This window comes from Lysobacter soli, from assembly GCF_009755585.1.
GTDB lineage: Bacteria > Pseudomonadota > Gammaproteobacteria > Xanthomonadales > Xanthomonadaceae > Lysobacter_J > Lysobacter_J soli.
Genome location: NZ_CP046603.1, coordinates 148,911 through 168,775, shown reverse-complemented (window position 1 = coordinate 168,775; position 19,865 = coordinate 148,911). Strand labels below are relative to the sequence as shown.

Annotated in this window: 21 protein-coding genes; 18 read left to right on the top strand and 3 right to left on the bottom strand. The window is 68.7% G+C overall.

The features are described from left to right. The first annotated feature begins 90 nt into the window (after positions 1-90). The 8 genes from GOY17_RS00745 to GOY17_RS00710 all read left to right on the top strand — a co-directional run bounded on the left by GOY17_RS00745 (position 91) and on the right by GOY17_RS00710 (position 6,606). Positions 91-279 (top strand): hypothetical protein, encoded by a 189-nt coding sequence (locus tag GOY17_RS00745; protein ID WP_115842800.1) that lies wholly within the window; start codon positions 91-93, stop codon positions 277-279. A 48-nt stretch (positions 280-327) separates the two neighbouring features. Next, positions 328-510 (top strand): hypothetical protein, encoded by a 183-nt coding sequence (locus GOY17_RS00740; RefSeq protein ID WP_115842801.1) that lies wholly within the window; start codon positions 328-330, stop codon positions 508-510. Positions 511-735: 225 nt separating this feature from the next. Then, a complete protein-coding gene (locus GOY17_RS00735; protein ID WP_157028891.1) occupies positions 736-1,170 on the top strand; it encodes a hotdog fold thioesterase in 435 nt (144 codons plus the stop codon). A gap of 127 nt (positions 1,171-1,297) precedes the next feature. Next, positions 1,298-2,104 (top strand): lysophospholipid acyltransferase family protein, encoded by an 807-nt coding sequence (locus tag GOY17_RS00730; RefSeq protein WP_115842803.1) that lies wholly within the window; start codon positions 1,298-1,300, stop codon positions 2,102-2,104. Positions 2,105-2,171: 67 nt separating this feature from the next. Continuing rightward, entirely contained in the window at positions 2,172-3,167 is a 996-nt protein-coding gene (locus GOY17_RS00725) for a YheT family hydrolase (RefSeq protein WP_198173892.1), read from the top strand. A gap of 142 nt (positions 3,168-3,309) precedes the next feature. Further along, positions 3,310-3,792 carry a hypothetical protein gene (locus GOY17_RS00720; RefSeq protein WP_157028890.1) on the top strand — a complete coding sequence of 161 codons (483 nt, stop codon included), beginning with the start codon at positions 3,310-3,312 and terminating at the stop codon, positions 3,790-3,792. A gap of 99 nt (positions 3,793-3,891) precedes the next feature. Beyond that, on the top strand, positions 3,892-5,964 hold the full coding sequence (locus GOY17_RS00715) for a tetratricopeptide repeat protein (protein WP_157028889.1): 2,073 nt from the start codon (positions 3,892-3,894) through the stop codon (positions 5,962-5,964). Between the two features lie 15 nt (positions 5,965-5,979). Continuing rightward, positions 5,980-6,606 carry a YbhB/YbcL family Raf kinase inhibitor-like protein gene (locus tag GOY17_RS00710; protein WP_157028888.1) on the top strand — a complete coding sequence of 209 codons (627 nt, stop codon included), beginning with the start codon at positions 5,980-5,982 and terminating at the stop codon, positions 6,604-6,606. Between the two features lie 63 nt (positions 6,607-6,669). Here GOY17_RS00710 and GOY17_RS00705 read toward each other — a convergent pair whose 3' ends face one another. Both GOY17_RS00705 and GOY17_RS00700 read right to left on the bottom strand, forming a co-directional pair. Next, on the bottom strand, positions 6,670-7,497 hold the full coding sequence (locus GOY17_RS00705) for an META and DUF4377 domain-containing protein (RefSeq protein WP_157028887.1): 828 nt from the start codon (positions 7,495-7,497) through the stop codon (positions 6,670-6,672). A gap of 99 nt (positions 7,498-7,596) precedes the next feature. After that, complete coding sequence (locus GOY17_RS00700) at positions 7,597-8,451, bottom strand: undecaprenyl-diphosphate phosphatase (RefSeq protein ID WP_115842808.1); 855 nt, start codon at positions 8,449-8,451, stop codon at positions 7,597-7,599. Positions 8,452-8,757: 306 nt separating this feature from the next. Here GOY17_RS00700 and glnA point away from each other — a divergent pair, with 306 nt between their 5' ends. The 5 genes from glnA to GOY17_RS00675 all read left to right on the top strand — a co-directional run bounded on the left by glnA (position 8,758) and on the right by GOY17_RS00675 (position 13,678). Beyond that, positions 8,758-10,167 carry a type I glutamate--ammonia ligase gene (gene glnA, locus GOY17_RS00695; RefSeq protein WP_115842809.1) on the top strand — a complete coding sequence of 470 codons (1,410 nt, stop codon included), beginning with the start codon at positions 8,758-8,760 and terminating at the stop codon, positions 10,165-10,167. Between the two features lie 92 nt (positions 10,168-10,259). Then, entirely contained in the window at positions 10,260-10,724 is a 465-nt protein-coding gene (locus GOY17_RS00690) for a GNAT family N-acetyltransferase (protein ID WP_157028886.1), read from the top strand. 170 nt (positions 10,725-10,894) lie between these two features. After that, the gene (locus tag GOY17_RS00685) at positions 10,895-11,662 is read left to right on the top strand and encodes a TorF family putative porin (RefSeq protein WP_157028885.1); all 768 of its coding nucleotides are present in this window, start codon (positions 10,895-10,897) and stop codon (positions 11,660-11,662) included. 39 nt (positions 11,663-11,701) lie between these two features. Beyond that, a complete protein-coding gene (locus tag GOY17_RS00680) occupies positions 11,702-12,040 on the top strand; it encodes a P-II family nitrogen regulator (RefSeq protein ID WP_115842812.1) in 339 nt (112 codons plus the stop codon). Positions 12,041-12,316: 276 nt separating this feature from the next. Then, complete coding sequence (locus tag GOY17_RS00675) at positions 12,317-13,678, top strand: ammonium transporter (RefSeq protein ID WP_198173891.1); 1,362 nt, start codon at positions 12,317-12,319, stop codon at positions 13,676-13,678. Positions 13,679-13,761: 83 nt separating this feature from the next. Here GOY17_RS00675 and GOY17_RS00670 read toward each other — a convergent pair whose 3' ends face one another. Further along, the gene (locus GOY17_RS00670) at positions 13,762-15,144 is read right to left on the bottom strand and encodes an amino acid permease (protein ID WP_157028883.1); all 1,383 of its coding nucleotides are present in this window, start codon (positions 15,142-15,144) and stop codon (positions 13,762-13,764) included. Between the two features lie 132 nt (positions 15,145-15,276). Between GOY17_RS00670 and GOY17_RS00665 the strand changes: the two genes are divergently transcribed. From GOY17_RS00665 to GOY17_RS00645, 5 genes are all read left to right on the top strand, one after another. After that, the gene (locus GOY17_RS00665; protein ID WP_157028882.1) at positions 15,277-15,516 is read left to right on the top strand and encodes a hypothetical protein; all 240 of its coding nucleotides are present in this window, start codon (positions 15,277-15,279) and stop codon (positions 15,514-15,516) included. 248 nt (positions 15,517-15,764) lie between these two features. After that, the gene (locus tag GOY17_RS00660; RefSeq protein WP_157028881.1) at positions 15,765-16,805 is read left to right on the top strand and encodes an NAD(P)H-dependent flavin oxidoreductase; all 1,041 of its coding nucleotides are present in this window, start codon (positions 15,765-15,767) and stop codon (positions 16,803-16,805) included. A 119-nt stretch (positions 16,806-16,924) separates the two neighbouring features. Then, complete coding sequence (locus GOY17_RS00655; RefSeq protein WP_157028880.1) at positions 16,925-17,683, top strand: endonuclease/exonuclease/phosphatase family protein; 759 nt, start codon at positions 16,925-16,927, stop codon at positions 17,681-17,683. Then, complete coding sequence (gene clsB / locus GOY17_RS00650) at positions 17,680-18,897, top strand: cardiolipin synthase ClsB (RefSeq protein WP_157028879.1); 1,218 nt, start codon at positions 17,680-17,682, stop codon at positions 18,895-18,897. The genes GOY17_RS00655 and clsB overlap by 4 nt, the downstream gene beginning before the upstream one ends. After that, positions 18,894-19,856, top strand: a complete 963-nt coding sequence (locus GOY17_RS00645) for a lysylphosphatidylglycerol synthase domain-containing protein (protein ID WP_232338493.1) — start codon at positions 18,894-18,896, stop codon at positions 19,854-19,856. The genes clsB and GOY17_RS00645 overlap by 4 nt, the downstream gene beginning before the upstream one ends. Positions 19,857-19,865: the final 9 nt, after the last annotated feature.

Below are 19,865 nucleotides of genomic sequence, written 5' to 3'. Positions count from 1 at the left end.
GGGGTGACTTCTGGCCCATGGCGGAATGGATATGGTGTTGTACTTTACCAACACACCGACGCACTAACCCACCCCACGAAGGACCCCGCCATGAACGCCCTCAACACTTTCGCCCCGTCCGCCAAGTCTGCCCCGGTTTCCCCGCTGGCCCTGATGAACGCCCCGTCGCGCAACCACCGCGAACGCGATTTCGGCGTCGGCTACGGCTCCAGCAGTGGCTACGCCAGCAACCGCCGCTACACGACCGAGTGGGCGCCGCCGCGCTTCCGCTTTGCCTGATCCAGGCACCCCGCAGCACCACGCAGTACCGAACGCCAGGACACCGCCATGAACGCCTTCTTTGCCATCCCGACCCGCCCCAACGCCCCGAGCGCGAATGTCGTCCCGCTGCCGGTGCGCCACATCCATCGCGAACGTGACTTCGGTGTGGGCTACGGCAACAGCAGCGGCTACGCCACCACCCGCCGCTACGCCCAGGACTGGATGCAGCCGCGCTTCCGCTGCGCATGAGCGATCGCGGTGTCCCAAAGCTCCACCCCTGAGCCGCCCCGCTCCCCCCGTGACCGTACCCATGCAGGACCCGCCCAGCGCGCAGACCAGACCTACATCCTCGTTCCCCCTGGCCCGCAGCCGGTGCGTCGGACTCTCTCCGTGACGACGCACTGACTCCGGGCCCCTTTTTGTCTGGACTTCCCCGGCAAGCCGTTTTGCCCGCCGCTCGGCTAAGGTGTCGCGATGGACACGCAACGCTCCCCCTTCCGCACCCCGCCCGACCTGGGCACCCTCAACGCGCTCTCGCGCAACACCGCGATGGAGCCGCTGGGCATCGTGTTCACCGAGGTCGGACACGATTTCATCCGCGCCACCATGCCCGTCGACGAACGCACCCGGCAGCCGTACGGTCTGCTGCACGGTGGTGCGTCGGTGCTGCTGGCCGAGACGCTCGGCAGCAGCGCCGGCATGCTCTGCGTCGGCGAGGACGAAGCCTGCGTCGGCATCGAGATCAACGCCAACCACCTGCGCGGCGTGCGCGAGGGCACCGTCACCGGAACCGCGCGTCCGCTGCACGTGGGTGGCCGCACGCAGGTGTGGGAGATCCGCATCGAGGATGAACGCCATCGCCTGGTGTGCGTCTCGCGCATCACGCTCGCGGTGATCGCGCGCCCCTGAGTCCGCGCGCGCAGTCGCGTGTGCCGGCGGGCCCGGCGCCCGCGCATTGCGGAACCTGTCTGGAACCAGCGCCGCATTCCGCCCATGACGCTGGTGGCGACACCGCGGCTTCGGTATCGTGCGTTCAATGAATGCGCCGTCCCCCCACGCCGGCGCGACGGCGCCGACCACGGCGCCCGCCGCGCGCGCGCTCCGTTATCTCGTCCGCGTGCCGCTGCTGCTGTGGCACGTGTTCGTCGACCTGCCGCTGACGCTGCTCACCGCCGTGCCGTTCCTGGAGAACGTGCGCATCGGCGACGAGTCGCTGGAACATCGGGCCATCCGCGCATGGTCCGCGGGGCTGATGTGGATCTTCGGCTTCCGCCTGCGCCGCATCGGCCAGCCGCTGCCGGGCGCGGCGATGTTCGTCGCCAACCATGTGAGCTGGATCGACATCGAGACGCTGCACAGCCAGCGCATGATGGGCTTCGTCGCCAAGCGCGAGATCGCCAGCTGGCCGGTCGTCGGCTGGCTCGCCTCCCGCGGCGAAACCATCTTCCACGCGCGCGGCAGCACCGAATCGCTCGGCGGCGTGCTGCACGAGATGCTCGGTCGCCTGCGCGAGGGCCGCTCGATCGGCGTGTTCCCCGAAGGCGGCACGCGCGGCGGCCGCGAGATCGGCCCGTTCCACGCCCGCATCTTCCTGGCCGCGGTGGAAGCCGGCGTGCCGGTGCAGCCGGTCGCGCTGCGCTACGGCGAACACGGCGACGCGCAGCACGTGGTGGCGTTCCAGCCCGGCGAGAGTTTCCTCGCGAATTTCCTGCGCTTGCTGGGCGAGCCGCCGCGGCTGGCGGAAGTGCATTTCCTCGAACCGATCCTGCCCGCGCAGACCGAAGGCCGCCGCCGTATCGCCGAAACCGCGCGCACGCGGATCATCGAGGCCATGAAGAGCTGAACTTCACGTTTGCAGGAGTAAGGCTTCCGTGCGAGCAACCGAACACCGCGCCATGGTCCCCGGCATGCTGAATGCGTCCGACTACCGCCCGCCTCGCTGGCTGCGCAATGCGCACGTGCAATCGGTGCTCGGCTCCAGTCCGCTGCGTCGCCGCCATGGCGAACGCAGCCTCGCGCAGCTGAATGCGGTCAGCACGGTCCACACCATCGAGGCAGGCGAGGACGCGCGCCTGCAGGGCGTGCACACCGCGCTGCCCGGCACGCCCTCGCGCGGTCTGGTGATGCTGCTGCACGGCTGGGAAGGCAGCGTCGATTCCAGCTACATGCGCCTGACCGCGGCCGAACTGCTGCGCGAAGGCTTCGAGGTGTTCCGCCTCAACTTCCGCGACCACGGCAACACGCACCACCTCAACGAAGGCCTGTTCCACTCCAACCGCATCGACGAGGTCGTGCGCGCGGCGGCGGAAGTCGCGCGGCTGTATCCCGATCGCCCGCTCGCCGTCGCCGGTTATTCGCTCGGCGGCAACTTCGCGCTGCGCCTGGCGTTGCGAGCGCCCACCGCGGGCGTGCCGCTGGTGCACGTCGCGGCGGTGTGCCCGGTGCTCGACCCGGCGCGCACGATGGATTCGATGGAACAGGGCCTGCCGGTGTACCTGTGGTATTTCGAGCGCAAGTGGCGCGGCTCGCTCGCGCGCAAGCGCGCGCTGTTCCCGCAGACGCACGCGTTCGACGACCACGTGCTGGGCCTTCGCATGCGCCCGCTCACGCAGTGGATGGTCGAACGCCACACCGAATTCGGCACGCTCGAGCGCTATTTCGACGGGTACTCCATCGCCGGCGATCGCCTGGCCGGGCTGCAGGTGCCGGCGAGCATCCTGATGGCGGCGGACGACCCGGTCATTCCCGTCGACGGCTTCCACAAGCTGCAGCTGCCGCCCGACACGGAGCTGGAAATCTCGCCGTGGGGCGGCCATTGCGGCTTCCTGCAGAGCGCGAAGCTGGACGGCTTCGCCGAGCGATGGATCGCCGGGCGCATCAGCGAGCGGCTGCCACGCCCGCAGTGAACGGCGCGATTTGTCGCATGCGTCACTGCGTGTCGTTCGTGACAAGAAAATGCCCGGTCGCCGACAGCCCGCGTTCAAGCCGGCGTTGCTAGCGTCGCGCTGTCGGCCGACGATCGTTTGCCGCTTCCACAGGGGTTGTGACATGAAACGCGATGTCTTCCGCGCCGCCGTCGTCCTCTTCGCGATGTTCGCCAGCGCCGCCGCAATGGCGCAGGACGAAGCCGAGTCGCCGGCGCTGGACCTGAGCGTGCCGGCCGAACGAATCCATTTCGCCAGCACCGATCCGGGCGTGAACTACGGCAACGATCCGCCGGGCGCGTGGCGGCCGATCACGCCGGCCGAGGCGGAAGCGTCCACGAAGAACGACTGGCAGGTGCACGGCGCGGTCGAAGCGGGCATCGGTTATTCGAAGAACACCGGCACCAGCAACTGGCAGGCGGTGAACCTCAACCTGGACAAGACCTACACCACCGACGACGGCGACACGAACCACGTCAACATCGACATCAACGTCGGTCGCAGCGATGGCCCGGTGTTCGGCCCCGGCGCCGTCTATGGCCCCGGTTACTACGGTCCGTCGCCGATGCCGGCGCCGATGCGCGCGCGGGGTCCGTTCGTCCGCTGAGGCGGCAGTCCGGCGGGCTTTCGCCGGAAATCCCGAGCGCCCGGAAGGGCCGGGGCATGCGGCTACAATCGACGTTTTCGCCCGAGCGTCCGAGTAGTCATGCACGAACCCATCATCGATGCCCTGCGCCGCGGCGCCGCCCCCGAAGCGCTGGCCGCCGCGCGCGAGGCCGTCGCCGCGCAGCCGCAGGACGCCACCTCGCACCGGCTGCTCGCCGCCGCGCTGCGCCTGGGCGGCGACCGCGAGGCCGCCCTCTCCGCGATCGACCAGGCCATCGCGCTGGCGCCGGAAGATTCCGATCTGCACCTCGAGCGCGCCGGCCTGCTGCTTCACGAGCGCCAGCTCGACGAGGCCCAGGCCGCGCTGGCGCGCGCGACCGGACTGGATCCGAACCAGTTTCCCGCCTACATCATCCAGGGCCACCTCGCGCTGTCGCGCGGCGACCTGGACGAGGCTGCCCGCCTGTCGCGCACCGCATCGCGCATCGCACCCGACCACCCGCACGTGGCGGCGCTGGAAGGCGGCGTGGCCATGCGTCGTGGCGAGGTCGACCGCGCGCTGTCGCTGATCAGCGCCGCCGCCGAACGCGCGCCGAACGATCCGCAGCTGCGTCACGCGCTGGGCTTCGCCTACCTCGCCAAGGGCCATTTCGCCTTCGCCGAACAGGCCTTCCGCACGCAGCTGGAGCAGGATCCGTCCTCGCGTCCGCTGCGCCTGCTGGTCGCCGACCTGCTGCGCCGCCAGGGTCGTCCGGGCGAGGCGGCCGACGAACTGGCGCCGCTGCTGGACGGCGAGAACGCGACGGCGCCGATGCATCGCCTCGTCGGCGAGCTGGAGCTGGAAGCCGGCCGCAACGAGCGCGCCCTGCCCCGGCTGCGCCAGGCCTTCGCCGCGCAGCCGCTGGATCGCCGCAACCTGTTGCCGCTGCTGGAAGCCTGGCGTCGCCAGGGCCTGCTCGACGAAGCCCGCACGACGCTCGACGCCGCGTTGGAAGACCACGTCGAGAACGCGGACCTGTGGCGCGCACGCCTGCTGTTCGAGGAATTCGCCAGCGACGGCGCGCGCGGCGTCATCGAACGCTGGCGCACGGCGATGCCGGATTTCGTTCCCGCACTGGAAGCGCAGGGCACGCTGCACGACCAGGCCGGCGAGTCGGACGCGGCCATGGACATCGCCCGTCGCATCACCGAACTGCAGCCGGGCCACTCGCAGGCCGAACTGCGGCTGATCGACGGCCTGCTCAAGCGCGACCCCGACGCCGCCGTCGATCGCGTGGCGAACCTCATCGCGCAGGCGCCGGACCCGAACGTGAAGCGGACGCTGCGCCAGCTGCTCGGCCGCTGCCTCGACGTCGCGGGCCAGCCCGATGCGGCTGCCGCGACCTGGGCCGAACTGCACGCCGAAGTCGTCGACCAGCGCCTGCCGCTGCCCGAGATCAGCCAGGCCACGCCGCGGCTGCCGGAACTGGCACCGTTGCCCGATCCGGCGGCTGCGGTCCTGTTGCTGTGGGGCGCGCCGGGTTCGCTCGTGGAACGGCTTGCGATCACCCTGGACGAGGCCGGCGCGCCGCTGCGCCCCGACCGCTTCGGCGCGCAGCCGCCGACCGATCCGATGCAGCGCTACACGACCGTGCCGGGCCTGCTCGACGGCTCGCTCGACCCGGCTTACATGGTCGAACTGTGGCGCGCCGCGCTCCCTTCGCGCGGCATCCCCGACGGCAATGTCTTCGATTGGCTGCTGTGGTGGGACAACGCGCTGCTGCTCGGCCTGCGCCCGCACCTGCCGGAGGCGATCGTGATGATCGCCGTGCGCGATCCGCGCGACATGCTGCTGGATTGGCTGGCCTTCGGATCGCCGGTGCCGTATGCCCTGACCTCGCCCGAAGCCGGCGCGCGCTGGCTTGCGCAGACGCTGTCGCAGGTGGCCGACCTGCATGAGCAGGACCTGTTCCCGCATCGCCTGATCAAGCTCGACGACATCGCCGACGACGTCACCGGCCTGGCGCAGGCCATCGCCGACGCGCTGCAGATCCGCGTGGCGGTAGCGCCGCCGGAATCGCTGGGACCGGTACGGTTCAAGCCCGGACACTGGCGCCATTTCCGCGAAGCCCTGGGCGATGAATTCGACCTGCTCACGCCGATCGCGCAGCGCCTGGGTTATCCAGCCGAGTAACGCAGAGGAACGCCCATGCAGATCCGCAGCAACAGCTTCCAGCATCGCGAGCGCCTCCCGGCCGAGTTCGCCGCCGGGCAGGCAACGGCCGACGGCTTCGGCTTCGCGCCGAACCGCAATCCGCACCTGGCGTGGGACGACGTGCCCGCCGGCACGAAGTCGTTCGCGCTGCTGTGCATCGACCCGGATGTGCCGACCGTGGCCGAGATGGTCGGCAAGGAAGGGGTGCAGATTCCTGCCGATCAGCCGCGCGCCGACTTCGCGCATTGGGTCGTCGTCGACATCCCCGCCAGCGTGCGCGAAATCGCGGCCGGGAGCTGCAGCGATGGTGTCGTCGCCCACGGCAAGCAGGAGCCGGCCGGTCCGGCCGGCTCGCGCCAGGGACTGAACGACTACACCGGGTGGTTCGCGGGCGATGCGTCGATGTCCGGCGACTGGCACGGCTACGACGGCCCGTTCCCGCCGCCGAACGACCTGCGCCTGCACCGTTATTTCTTCCGCCTGTACGCGCTCGACGTCGAACACCTGCAACTGCCCGAGCGCTTCACCGCGAAGGACGTCCTGCGCGCGGTGCACGGGCACGTGCTCGATGAGGTCGCGATCTACGGGACGTATTCGCTCAACCCGTCGGTCACGGGCTGAACGCCGGAGACGATGCTGTTGCAGCCCGGGTGAGCGCAGCGGACCCGGGCTGAGCGCCCGGCCTCAGGGCCTCGTGTCGCTCTCGACCACCATGTCCAGCACGTACGCCGTCGATGGCGCATCGGCCGGCGGATTCTGGATCGCATAGCGCTTCACGCGCACGACGTTGCGCGTGCCGGCGACATGCTCGAAACCTTCGATGTCCTGGTACAGCGGCTGCCATTCGCCCGGCGTGCCGGTGCGCAGGCCCTTTTCGTCGAAGTGCACTTCGCGCACCTGCAGGCACTGCTTGTCGGGAATGAGCGGGTGATTGCACGGCTTCGGCTGCGCCGCGACTTCCAGGAACACCGTCTCGCCCGGCCCGCCGAAACGCGTCTGCGCCGTCGGCTCGCCGCGGAAGGTGAGCACCTCGCCGCCCGCGCCGGTGAGCGACAGCATCGGCGTTGCGCCGCTCTGGATCGACGCCGTCTGCGCACCGCGCAGGCGCTCGCCGACCGCGCGATCCAGCGCCATCAGCTTGTCGTCGACGCAGGCCATCATCGTGGAGGCCATGTCGCCGATGGTGAGCTTCGCGCCATCGAGCGTGTAGCTGCCCATCATGCGGTTGCAGGTGTTCGATACGGCGATGCGGCCGTCGGCGAAATCCACCGTCACCGGCTTGTCGGCGCGTACGAAGAGCGCATCGACGCGCTGGCCTTTCGCGTCGACCGCGTTGTCGAGCCGCCAGTGATGGCCGCCGAGGACGGCGGTGTCGATCGCCGCGGCCGGCGCCGCGGGTGCGGCGGGCGTGGAGGCCGTGGGCGTGGCGGCGGGCGAGGCCGGCGGTTCCTGCGGCGCGCGCGCGCAGGCCGCCAGCGCGACGGTCAGGGTCAACAGGGTGAGTCGTTTCATGGGGCCGCTCCTGAAAAGGCGACCCATGGAAACGGACCGGCGCTTACAACGGGGTGAAATCGTCTCGCGACGAAAACATGCCCCGTTCAGGGAAAACCGTCAGCTGCCCGTCGGAACGAGGAACAGCAGCGCCGCGCCGAGGATGAAGCGATAGATCGCGAACGCGGTGAAACGATGGCTCTGGATGTAGCGCAGCAGCCACTTGACCGAGATGAAGGCGGTGATCGCCGAAGCCACGAACGCCACGGCCAGCGCCGCCCAATCCTCGTTCGCCGCCTCGCCGCTGTGGATCACGTCGATCAGTTCGTAGCCGGTGGCCGCAAACATCGTCGGGATGCCGACGAGGAACGCGAATTCCGTCGCCGCCGCACGCGAGGTGGTGCCGGCCAGCAGCGCCACGAAGATCGTCGCACCCGAACGCGACGTGCCCGGGAACACGCCCGCCACCACCTGCGCGATGCCGACCAGGATCGCCACCGTCCAGGTGATCTTCGCGCGCTCGCCGAGGACCGCCGCACGCTTGGCCGCGAAATGCTCCGCCGCGATCATCCACACGCCGCCGATGACCAGCGCCCACGCGATCGGCGTGACTTCATCCGGCAGTTCGAAGCCGAGCTTCTTCACGATCACGCCCAGCACCGCCGTGATGCCGAAGGCCGCGGCGAGCTTGAAGGCGTAATCGCGCGCTTCGGCCGCATCCATCGGCATGCCGGCCGGGCTGTGCTCGGCCATCGCGCGCTTGCCCAGGAAGCCCATCGCCAGGTCCCACAGGCGCTGGCGGTAGATCAGCACCACCGCGAGGATCGCGCCGGCCTGGATGGAAATGTTGAACAGATCGCTGCGGTGGCCGAGCCAGCGTTCGGCGATGAGCAGGTGGCCGGTGCTGGAGATCGGGAGGAACTCGGTAATGCCTTCGATGATGCCGAGGAGCAGGGCGGCGAGCAGTTCGGTCATGTCTTGGAAAGCCGGATTCGTGAGTCGGGATTCGTGATGCGCAACCGCCACGGGCGTCATGGCATGTCGGCTCGAAGCGGGGCAGCATACCGGACGGGGGTGGACGCACCACGTTGACGCAATCGTCACGCGGACCGCACCGTTCTGGTGCAATTCACGAATTGCCCCTCCGCCAGCTTCAATCCAATCAAAGCGTTACGCGCGTGAAAAAGTTGGCACGGCCTGTGCTTTGAGTATTCCGTCACCGCCCTGCGGCCGGCTTTTTCCAATCCCGAATCCTGAATCACGAATCCCGGAGCACCACCCATGTCGATCGACCACATCGAAAAGCTCATCAAGGACCACAAGGTCGAGTTCATCGACCTGCGCTTCGTCGACATGCGCGGCGTGCAGCACCACGTCACCTTCCCCAAGTCGATCATCGAGCCGAGCCTGTTCGAGGACGGCAAGATGTTCGACGGCTCGTCGATCTCCGGCTGGAAGGGCATCAACGAGTCCGACATGGTGCTGCTGCCCGACGCGAGCACGGCGTTCCTGGACCCGTTCACCGCCGACCCGACGCTGGTGCTGACCTGCGACATCCTCGATCCGGCGACCATGCAGGCCTACACGCGCGACCCGCGCGGCGTAGCCAAGCGCGCCGAAGCCTTCCTCAAGGCCAGCGGCATCGCCGACCAGGCCTTCTTCGGTCCGGAGCCGGAATTCTTCATCTTCGACTCGGTCCGCTTCGCCAACGACATGGGCCACACCTTCTTCCACGTGGATTCGGAAGAAGCCCACTGGAACTCGGGCCGTGAATACGACGGCGGCAACACCGGCTACCGTCCGATGGTGAAGGGCGGCTACTTCCCCGTCGCGCCGCTGGATTCGCTGCACGACCTGCGCGCCGAGATGTGCAAGACGCTGGAACTGGTCGGCCAGGAAGTGGAAGTGCACCACCACGAAGTCGCCAACGCCGGCCAGTGCGAGATCGGCACCAAGTTCAACTCGCTGGTGAAGAAGGCCGACGAGCTGATGACGATGAAGTACGTCATCAAGAACGTCGCGCACCGCAACGGCAAGACCGTCACCTTCATGCCCAAGCCGATCGTCGGCGACAACGGCAGCGGCATGCACGTGCACCAGTCGCTGGCCAAGGGCGGCGTGAACCTGTTCTCCGGCGACGGCTACGGCGGCCTGTCGCAGACCGCGCTGTGGTACATCGGCGGCATCTTCAAGCACGCCCGCGCGATCAACGCGTTCGCCAACTCGACCACCAACAGCTACAAGCGCCTGGTGCCGGGCTTCGAAGCCCCGGTGATGCTCGCCTACTCGGCGCGCAACCGTTCGGCCTCGTGCCGCATTCCGTACGTCGCCAACCCGAAGGCGCGCCGCATCGAGATCCGCTTCCCGGATCCGATGAACTCCGGCTACCTGACCTTCGCAGCGCTGATGATGGCCGGCCTCGACGGCATCAAGAACCAGATCGATCCGGGCGCGCCGTCTGATAAGGACCTGTACGACCTGCCGCCGGAAGAAGAGAAGAACATCCCGACCGTCTGCCACAGCCTGGACCAGGCGCTGGAAGCGCTCGACAAGGATCGCGACTTCCTCAAGGCCGGCGGCGTGTTCACCGACGACTTCATCGACAGCTACATCGCGCTGAAGATGCAGGAAGTCACGCGCTTCCGCGCGGCGACCCATCCGCTCGAATACCAGATGTACTACACGATCTGATGTTCCAACGGCCCGGGGCTCACGCTCCGGGCCGTGTTCGTTCCGCAGTTCGCAGCACGCAGTTCGAAGTCCCTCTCCCACGGAGGTTCGCGATGGAGATCCGCACCGGCGGTCTCGACCATCCCGCTGTCGCCTCGCTGCTGCAGGAACACCTGCAGTCGATGGCGCAGCTGTCTCCGCCGGAAAGCATCCACGCGCTCGACCTCGATGCGCTGCGCAAGCCGCAGATCACGTTCTGGTCGGCGTGGCAGGACGATGAACTGATGGGCTGCGGCGCGCTGAAACAGCTCGATGCCGCGCATGGCGAGATCAAGTCGATGCGCACCGCATCGCGGCACCGCCGCAAGGGGGTCGCGGCCGCGATGCTGGAGCACATCCTCGACGAAGCGCAGCGTCGCGCGTACACGCAGCTGAGCCTGGAAACGGGCTCGATGCAGGGCTTCGAACCGGCGCGCGCGCTGTATGCGCGCTACGGATTCGAATCCTGCGGTCCGTTCGCGGACTACACGAGTGATCCGAACAGCGTCTTCATGACGCGGGCCGTTCAACGGCCGTAACTCCGCTCCACCACGCACCACAACCGACGAGGTGAAAAAACGACGGGCACGTGCCCGCCGCAAGGCGAGTGCGTTCCAACGACAACCCGGGCACCGACGAATCGCCCGACGTTGCAGAGCACGAATCGCAATGACCGGGGAGGGGCCACCGCTTATGAGGAGCCTGCGTCATGTCGTCTCGCATCCATGCAAGCAAGAACGCTTCAACGTTCGCCACCGTCGTGCTGGCCGGCGCGCTTACGCTCGCCCTGCCCGCTGACGCGATCGCCGGCGTGTCCGGTTCGGTCGCGCTGACCAGCGACTACATCTTCCGCGGCATTTCGCAGAACAACCAGGAACCCGCATTGCAGGCCGGCGTCGAATACGCCGACGACAGCGGCTTCTATGTCGGCAGCTGGGGCAGCAACGTGAGCTGGCTGTCGGACACGCCCGTGCCCGACAACGACATCTCCAACAGCGTCGAACTCGACTTCTACGGCGGCTATCGCGGCAAGTTCAACGACACCGTCGGTTTCGACGTCGGCGCGCTGTACTACTGGTATCCCGGCGACTATCCCTCCGGCTTCAACAGCCCGGACACGGCCGAACTCTATTTCGGCATCAGCGCCGGCGTGTTCGCGGCCAAATACTCCTACGCCCTCACCGATCTGTTCGGCTATGCCGATTCGGATGGTTCCGGCTATCTCGATGCCGCCGTGAACTGGGAATTCGTGCCGACGTGGACGCTCAACGCGCACGCCGGCAAGCAGTGGATCGAGAACAACGAGGACTTCGAGTACGTCGACTGGAAGCTCGGCGTCACCAAGTCCTTCGATGGCGGCTTCGCCATCGCGCTCGCCTACACCGACACCGACGCGGAAGAAGCGCTCTACACCAACGTCCACGGCAACTTCCTGGGCGAGGACACGGTGGTGCTCACGCTGACCAAGACGTTCTGATTCGACGCAACTGAAGCCTATCCACCACGGAGCTGCGAGATGAAACTGATCACCGCGATCATCCGGCCGTTCAAGCTCGACGAGGTGCGCGAAGCGCTCACCGAAGTCGGCGTGTCCGGCATCACCGTCACCGAAGTCAAGGGCTTCGGGCGGCAGAAGGGCCACACCGAGCTGTACCGCGGCGCCGAATACGTCGTCGATTTCCTGCCCAAGCTCAAGGTGGAATGCGCCGTCGCGGAAAGCTCGCTGGAGGCCGCACTGGAAGCGCTCGCCAACGCCGCGCGCACCGGCAAGGTCGGCGACGGAAAGATCTTCGTGCAATCGCTCGAGCGCACGGTGCGCATCCGCACCGGCGAGCTCGACGACGATGCGTTGTGAGGTGACGCCATGACGACCGTCCTCGATCCCGCCACGCGAACCGCATCCGCTTCGCAGCCGTCGTTCCCGCGAAGGCGGGAATCCATCGACCCGATCGCCGCAACCTCGACGAAAGAAGGAAACCCGACCGTGATGCATTCACAGATGGATCCCCGCCTTCGCGGGGATGACGGCAAAGAGCGCGGCGCAAGCAGTGCTGTAGCGACGTCGGCACGTCGCGATGCCGTCGAAACGTTCCGCAAACCGCGACTCGTCGGCCTGACCGCATTGCTCGCGATGTGCACGCCCGCCCTCGCCTTCGCACAGGACGCCGCCGCGGCCGCGCCCGTCGCGAACAAGGGCGACATCGCATGGCTGCTGGTCTGCGCCGCGCTGGTGATTTTCATGACGCTGCCCGGCCTCGCGCTGTTCTACGGCGGCCTGGTGCGAAGCAAGAACGTGCTGTCGGTGCTGATCCAGACGCTGATCGTGTTCTCGCTCGTCGCGATCCTGTGGGCGCTGTACGGCTATTCGCTCGCGTTCACGCCGGGCAACGCGTTCATCGGCGGCTTCGATCGCGTTTTCGCGAAGGGACTTGACGCCACCGCGATGGGCGCGACGTTCACCAAGGGCGTCTACATTCCCGAACTGGTGTTCTTCGTGTTCCAGGGCGCGTTCGCATGCATCACCTGCGCGCTGATCATCGGTGCGTTCGCCGAACGCGTGAAGTTCGCCGGCGTGCTGGTGTTCACCGTGCTGTGGTTCACCTTCGCCTACACGCCGATGGCGCACATGGTGTGGTTCTTCCCCGGCCCGGATGCGTTCACCAGCAACGATGCGGTGCCGGGTGTGCTCACGCAGTCGGGCTTTCTGTTCGCACGCGGCGCGCTGGATTTCGCCGGCGGCACGGTAGTGCACATCAACGCCGCGATCGCCGGCCTGGTCGGCTCGTACGTGATCGGCAAGCGCGTGGGCTACGGTCGTGAAGCGATCAAGCCGCACAACCTGACGCAGACGATGGTCGGCGCGTCGATCCTGTGGGTCGGCTGGTTCGGCTTCAACGCCGGCTCCGCGCTGGAAGCCAATGCCGTGGCCGCGCAGGCCTTCGTCAACACCTTCCTCGCCACGGCGGCGGCGGTGCTGGGATGGACGGCGGTCGAATGGCTCAGCAAGGGCAAGCCGTCGATGCTCGGTGCGGCGTCGGGCGCGGTCGCCGGACTGGTGGCGATCACGCCGGCGGCCGGCTTCGTGGGCCTGTGCGGCGCGATCATCATCGGCGCGCTCGCCGGCGCGGTCTGCCTGTGGGGCGTCAACGGTCTCAAGCGCCTGCTCGGCGCGGACGACGCGCTCGACGTGTTCGGCGTGCACGGCGTCGGCGGCATCCTCGGCGCGCTGCTTACCGGCGTGTTCGCCTCGCCGTCGCTCGGCGGCGCGGGCATCTGGGATTACGTCACCGAGACCGCGCTACCGGAATACAGCATCGCCTCTCAGGTGTGGATCCAGCTGCAGGGCGTGCTGGTGACGGTGGTGGTATCGGGCGTGGTCGCGCTGATCTCCTTCCTCATCGTGAAGTACACGGTGGGCCTGCGCGTGAGCGAGGAGTCCGAACGCGAGGGCCTGGACATCACCTCGCACGGCGAATCGGCGTACGAGAACTGACGGAGTAGTCGGGCAAAGGCGTGTACAACCCCTCCCGTGCACGCCGCGGCAGCGCGCGACGGTTCACCCCGTCGCGCGCTTTTTTATTGCGCCCGCTTGCTGTTGCGATAGCGGCGCGCCAGTTCGCTCGCCAGCGCAATGCCGACGGTGAGCGCCGCCATCGACAGGAACTGACCGCGCGTTTCGGCTGACGACACCAGCAGCGCGAAGATCAACGCGAGGATGGCCAACGCCGACACCGTCAGCCACGGGAAGCCGCGCATGCGGAACGGCAGCGGCGTCCCCGCGCGGTCGGCGCGCCGGCGCAGGATCAGCTGCGACACCAGCGAGATCGTCCACACCAGCAGGCAGGTCGAACCGACGATGTTGAGCAGGACCGGCAGCACGCGGTTCGGATACCACAGCTCGAACACCGTCGCGACGAAACCGAACACCACGCACGACAGCACCGCGATCACCGGCACCTGGCGGCGGTTGACGCGCGCCAGCCAGCGCGGCGCCTCTTCGCGCTGCGCGAGCGAGAAGATCATGCGCGAGGCGCCGTAGAGGTTCGCGTTGAGCGCCGAGAGCAGCGCGATCACGGCGATGAGCGTGATCGTCGTGGACGCATACGGAATGCGCGCGACTTCCAGCACCGCCGCGAACGGCGAGCGTAGCGATTCGCTGGTCCACGGCACGACCGCGATGATCACGCTGATCGAACCGATGTAGAACACCAGGATGCGCCACGCGACGGTACGGATCGCACGCGCGAGGCTGCGCGACGGGTCCGAGGTTTCCGCCGCGGCGACGGCGACGATCTCCGTGCCGCCGAACGCGAACACCACCACCAGCAACGCCGCCCCGATGCCCGCCCAGCCCTTCGGCGCGAACCCGCCGTGGCCGGTGACGTTCGACAAGCCGGGCGAGGCCACGCCCGGCAGCAGGCCGAGCAGCAACGCCGCGCCGATGACGATGAAGAGCAGGATCGCGACGACCTTCAGGATGGCGAACCAGAACTCGAACTCGCCGAAGTTGCGCACGCCCATCAGGTTGATGGCGGTGAACACGAGCATGAAGGTCAGCGACGACAGCGGCACCGGGATCTGCGGCCAGACCGTTGCGAGCAGCCCGGCGGCGCCGACGGACTCGGCGGCGATGACGATCACCAGCTGCGCCCACCACAACCAGCCGACGGTGGCGCCGGCGGTCGCGCCCATCGCGTCGGCGGCGTACACCGAGAACGCGCCGCTCGCGGGTTTCGCGGCCGCCATTTCGCCGAGCGCGTTCATCACGATGATCACCAGCGCGCCGGCGACCAGGTACGAGATCAGCACCGCCGGTCCCGCCGCCTGCACGCCGACACCCGAACCGAGGAACAGGCCGGCGCCGATCGCGCTGCCCAGGCCCATCATGATCAGCTGGCGCGGCTTGAGGGCATGGCCCAGTTGCGGCGCGGCGGCCGGGGAAACGTCGGTGGTGGACATCGGGGCGTGGGCAGCTTCGAGGGCCGCCACCATACCGCGTCGCGTCGCCGCCTCCCCGTGCCGGAGCGGTCCTGTATGCCGCGCCGGCCCGCCTCACGCGCGCCTATCGTCCGGAGCGGTAGCGTCCGCCGCATGGATACACGAACCCAGACCCTGCCGCCGGGCTGGCGGATCGAAGCCACCGGTCCATTCCCGGGAAGCCGCGCCTGCGTGCTTCGCCTGACCCACGTCGACGGGCTCGAAGCGCTCTGGCAGGTCGAGGACGGCGCGGCGCAATGCGAGGCGGTGAAACAGCTGGCCGCGGCGATGGCGCTGACCGGCGAGAGCTACCGCGAACAGGACGAGAACCCGCCCCCGCTGCTGTCGACATGACCGCCGTGGAGCGGTTTGACCCCGGCGCCGGTTTGGGCAGCCGACCGAAAAGTTCGGAGGGGAAGATCCGAGGGGAAGAGGATCGGCCTCGGCGCCGGGGCCTGTTCAGTTTGCCGCGACCCGCCCTGAGCCGCAGTCAGGGAAACCGGAAGCGCAAGTCGGAGGAAACCCGACATGGGCGGCGGGCGGAGCCCACTCGTCGCCAGCGGCCGATATCGCCAGCCACGGCTCCCTTCTAGAGTGATGCCATGACCTCGATCACCGACCTGTTCGGCCTTTCCCTCCCCGTCGTGCAGGCGCCGATGGCCGGCGTGCAGGGCGCATCGCTCGCGCTGGCGGTGGCGCAGGCCGGAGGACTCGGCTCGCTGCCGGCCGCCACGCTTACGCCCGACGCCTTGCGGCGCGACCTCGCCGCGATCCGCGAACGCAGCGCCGGCCCGATCAACGTCAACTTCTTCTGCCACGCGCCGCCCGAACCCGACGCCGAACGCGAAGCCGCATGGCGCGCGTTGCTCGCGCCGTACTACGCGGAGTTCGGCCTCGATCCGGCCGCGGTGGTCGCCGGCCCGGCGCGGACGCCGTTCAACCACGAACTCGCCGACGTGCTCGCCGAACTGCCGCCGGCGATCGTCAGCTTCCACTTCGGCCTGCCGGCGCCCGACCTGCTCGAACGCGTGCGCGCGACCGGCGCGAAGGTGTTGTCGTCGGCGACGACGCTGGACGAAGCGCGCTGGCTCGATGCGCAGGGCGTGGACGCGATCATCGCGCAGGGACTCGAGGCCGGCGGGCATCGCGGGCATTTCCTGTCCGACGACCTCGACGCGCAGGCGGGCACGTTCGCGTTGCTGCCGCAGATCGTGCGCGCGGTGCGCGTGCCGGTCATCGCCGCGGGCGGCATCGCGGACGCGGCCGGCGTCGCGGCGGCACGCGCGCTCGGCGCGGCGGGCGTGCAGGTCGGCACGGCGTACCTGCTGTGCCCGGAGGCGACCACCAGCGCGGTGCACCGCCAGGCACTCACCGCTGACGCGGGCGGCGACACGGCACTGACCAACCTCTTCACCGGTCGCCCCGCGCGCGGCATCCACAACCGGTTGATGCGCGAGCTGGGCGCGATGCGCGATGACGTCCCCGCCTTCCCGCTTGCGGCCGGCGCGCTGGCTCCGTTGCGCGGCAAGGCCGAGGCGATGGGACGCGGCGACTTCTCGCCCTTGTGGGCCGGACAGAACACCACCGGCTGCCGTGCGGTGCCGGCGGCGGAGATCACGCGCGATCTCGCACGCGGCTGGTGACGCGCGACGTTCGCGACGGTGCGCGCACACATTCCGTCCACACCCGCCACGCGCCACCCTCACGCCCCATCGCACGAGCCGTCGGCAGAATGCAGGCCACTCCGACGACACGTCGCTGCATGACCTCGATCAACGTCCTGACCGTCAACATGCACATGGGCTTCAGCCTGCTCAATCGCAGGTTCGTGCTGCCCGAATTGCGTGAAGCGATCCGCGGCGTGTCGGCCGACATGGTGTTCCTGCAGGAAGTGCTCGGCGAACACGCACAGCACGCGCGGCGCCACGCGGACTGGCCGGCCGGTCCGCAGTACGAGTTCCTCGCCGATTCGCTCTGGACACAGTTCGCCTACGGCCGCAACGCCGTGTATCCGCATGGCCATCACGGCAATGCCCTGCTGTCGAAGTTTCCGATCGCCTCGCACGAGAACCGCGATGTGTCCGTGCGCGGCCACGAGCAGCGCGGCCTGCTGCACGCCGTCGTGCGCGTGCCGGACACGCGCGGCGACGGGCACGAGGTCGACGTGCACACGATCTGCGTGCACCTCGGCCTGCGCGAATCGCACCGCCAGAAACAGATCGGCTTGCTGTGCGACGTGATTTCCACGCAGATCCCGCACGAGGCGCCGCTCATCGTCGCCGGCGATTTCAACGACTGGCGCGCGCGTGGCCATCGCCTGCTACGCCGCTGCGGGCTGGTCGAAGCCTTCGAGCACGCGCACGGCCGCGTCGCGCGCACGTTCCCGTCGCGCTGGCCGACGCTGCCGGTGGACCGCATCTACCTGCGGCATGCACGCGTGAACGAAGCACGCGTGCTGTCCTCGCGCCCGTGGTCGCACCTGTCCGACCACGTCCCGCTGCTGGCGAGGATCTCACTGTGAGGCTCACGCGCGCCATCGACACCTGCTGGCGGCATGGCCACCGCGTGCGGCTGCTGGAGAACGGCGAGGACTACTTCGCGCGCGTGTTCGAGGCCATCGACGCCGCGCAGCGCGAGGTGCTGCTGGAAACCTTCATCTGGTTCGAGGACAAGGTCGGCCTCGCGCTGAAGGAGCGCCTCGTCGCGGCCGCGCAGCGCGGCGTGCGCGTGCATTTCCTCGTGGACGCCTTCGGATCGCCCGACCTGTCCGACGACTTCCTCCAGGAACTGACCACCGCCGGCGTGCAGCTGCGCATGTACGACCGCCAGCCGACGCTGATGGGCATCCGCCTGAACGTATTCCGTCGCATGCACCGCAAGCTGGTGGCGATCGACGAGACGCTCGCCTTCGTCGGCGGCATCAACTATTCGGCGGACCATCTCGCCGATTTCGGCCCAACCGCGAAGCAGGACTACGCGGTGGAAGTGCAAGGGCCGGTAGTGGCCGACATCGTGTCGTTCCTGCGACGGGCGATGGTGACGCGCGGCACCGGCGAGCGCTGGGAGCCCGGCAACGAAGCGGCCTCGCGCAAGGCCGAAGGCCCGGCCGACGTGTGCTTCCTGCCGCGCGACAACGGCCGGCGTTCGCGCGCCATCGAGCATGCGTACCGGCAGGCGTTCCGCGACGCGAAGCGCGAGATCGTGATCGCCAACGCGTACTTCTTCCCCGGCTACGGTTTCCTGCGCGACCTGCGCGCGGCGGCGCGGCGCGGGGTGAAGGTGCAGCTGATCTTCCAGGGCGAACCGGACACGCCGATGGCGCTCATCGCCGCCCGCTGGCTGTACCGGTACCTGGTCGATGCCGGCGTGCACATCTTCGAGTACTGCGAGCGGCCCTTCCACGGCAAGGTCGCGGTGATCGACGGGGAATGGAGCACCGTGGGTTCGAGCAACCTCGACCCGCTGAGCCTGTCGCTCAACCTCGAAGCGAACGTCTTCATCCGCGACGCGGACTTCGCGCGCGACCTGCGCGGCCGGCTGGGGAAGCTCATCGACGACCACTGCAAGGCGATCGAACCCGACAGCGTGCCGCGCGGACGCTTCTGGCAACCGCTGACGCGGCCGGTGCTGTTCCACGTGCTGCGCAACTTCCCGCAATGGGCCGGCTGGCTGCCCGCGCACAAGCCGGCCACCACGCTGGTGCGGCCGCCGGACGACGCGGACGCCCCGTCGTGACCGTTTCGCGCCAGCGCTGGCGGAAGATCCGGCGCGTCGCCTTCTACGTCTTCCTCGCGCTGGTTGCGGTGCTGCTGGTTCGGTACGCGCGGTCGGTCGACTGGGCGCAGGTGGGTGCGACGCTCGCCGGCTACGGGCCGGGCACGCTGGCGATCGCGATCGGCCTGACAGTCGCCAGCTACCTGCTCTATTCGGCGTACGACCTCGCCGGGCGACGCTACGCGCGGCACGATCTGCCGACGCCGAAGGTGATGGGCATCGCGATGCTCGCGTACGCGTTCAGCCTGAACGTCGGCGCGCTGTTCGGCGGCGCGGGCTTCCGCTACCGCATCTATTCGCAGGCCGGACTGGGCCTCGGGACGATCAGCCGCATCGTCGCCTTCGCCATCGGCACGAACTGGATGGGCTACCTGCTGCTGGCCGGCGCGCTGTTCGCCTCCGGCCGCGTGCGTCCGCCGCCGGGCTGGCCGGTCACCGGCGAGCGCCTGCCGTGGCTGGGCGCGGCGATGCTCGTCGCGGTGGTCGTGTACCTGGTGGCCTCGCACGTCACGCACGGGCGCGTCTATCACGTGCGCGGCCACCACTTCCGCCTGCCGTCGCTGCCGCTGGCGCTGCTGCAGCTCGCGCTGGCTGCGACCAACTGGGCGCTGATGGCCGCGCTGGTGTTCATGCTGATGCCGGACGGCGTCGCGTATGCCGACGTGCTCGGGGCGCTGCTCGTGGCGGCGGTCGCGTCGGCCATCGCGCATATCCCGGCCGGCATCGGCGTCCAGGAAGCCGTGTTCATCGCGCTGCTCGGCCATCAGGTTCCGCAACCGCAGATGCTCGCCGCGCTGCTGGCGTATCGCGCCTGCTATTACCTGGGACCGCTGATGGTGGCCGTCGCCGGCTACGCGCTGTTCGAAACCCGGCGCCGCAACGCCCGCACCCCACGGTCGAGTCCGGTTCGCCCTGACTGAACGCGCCAA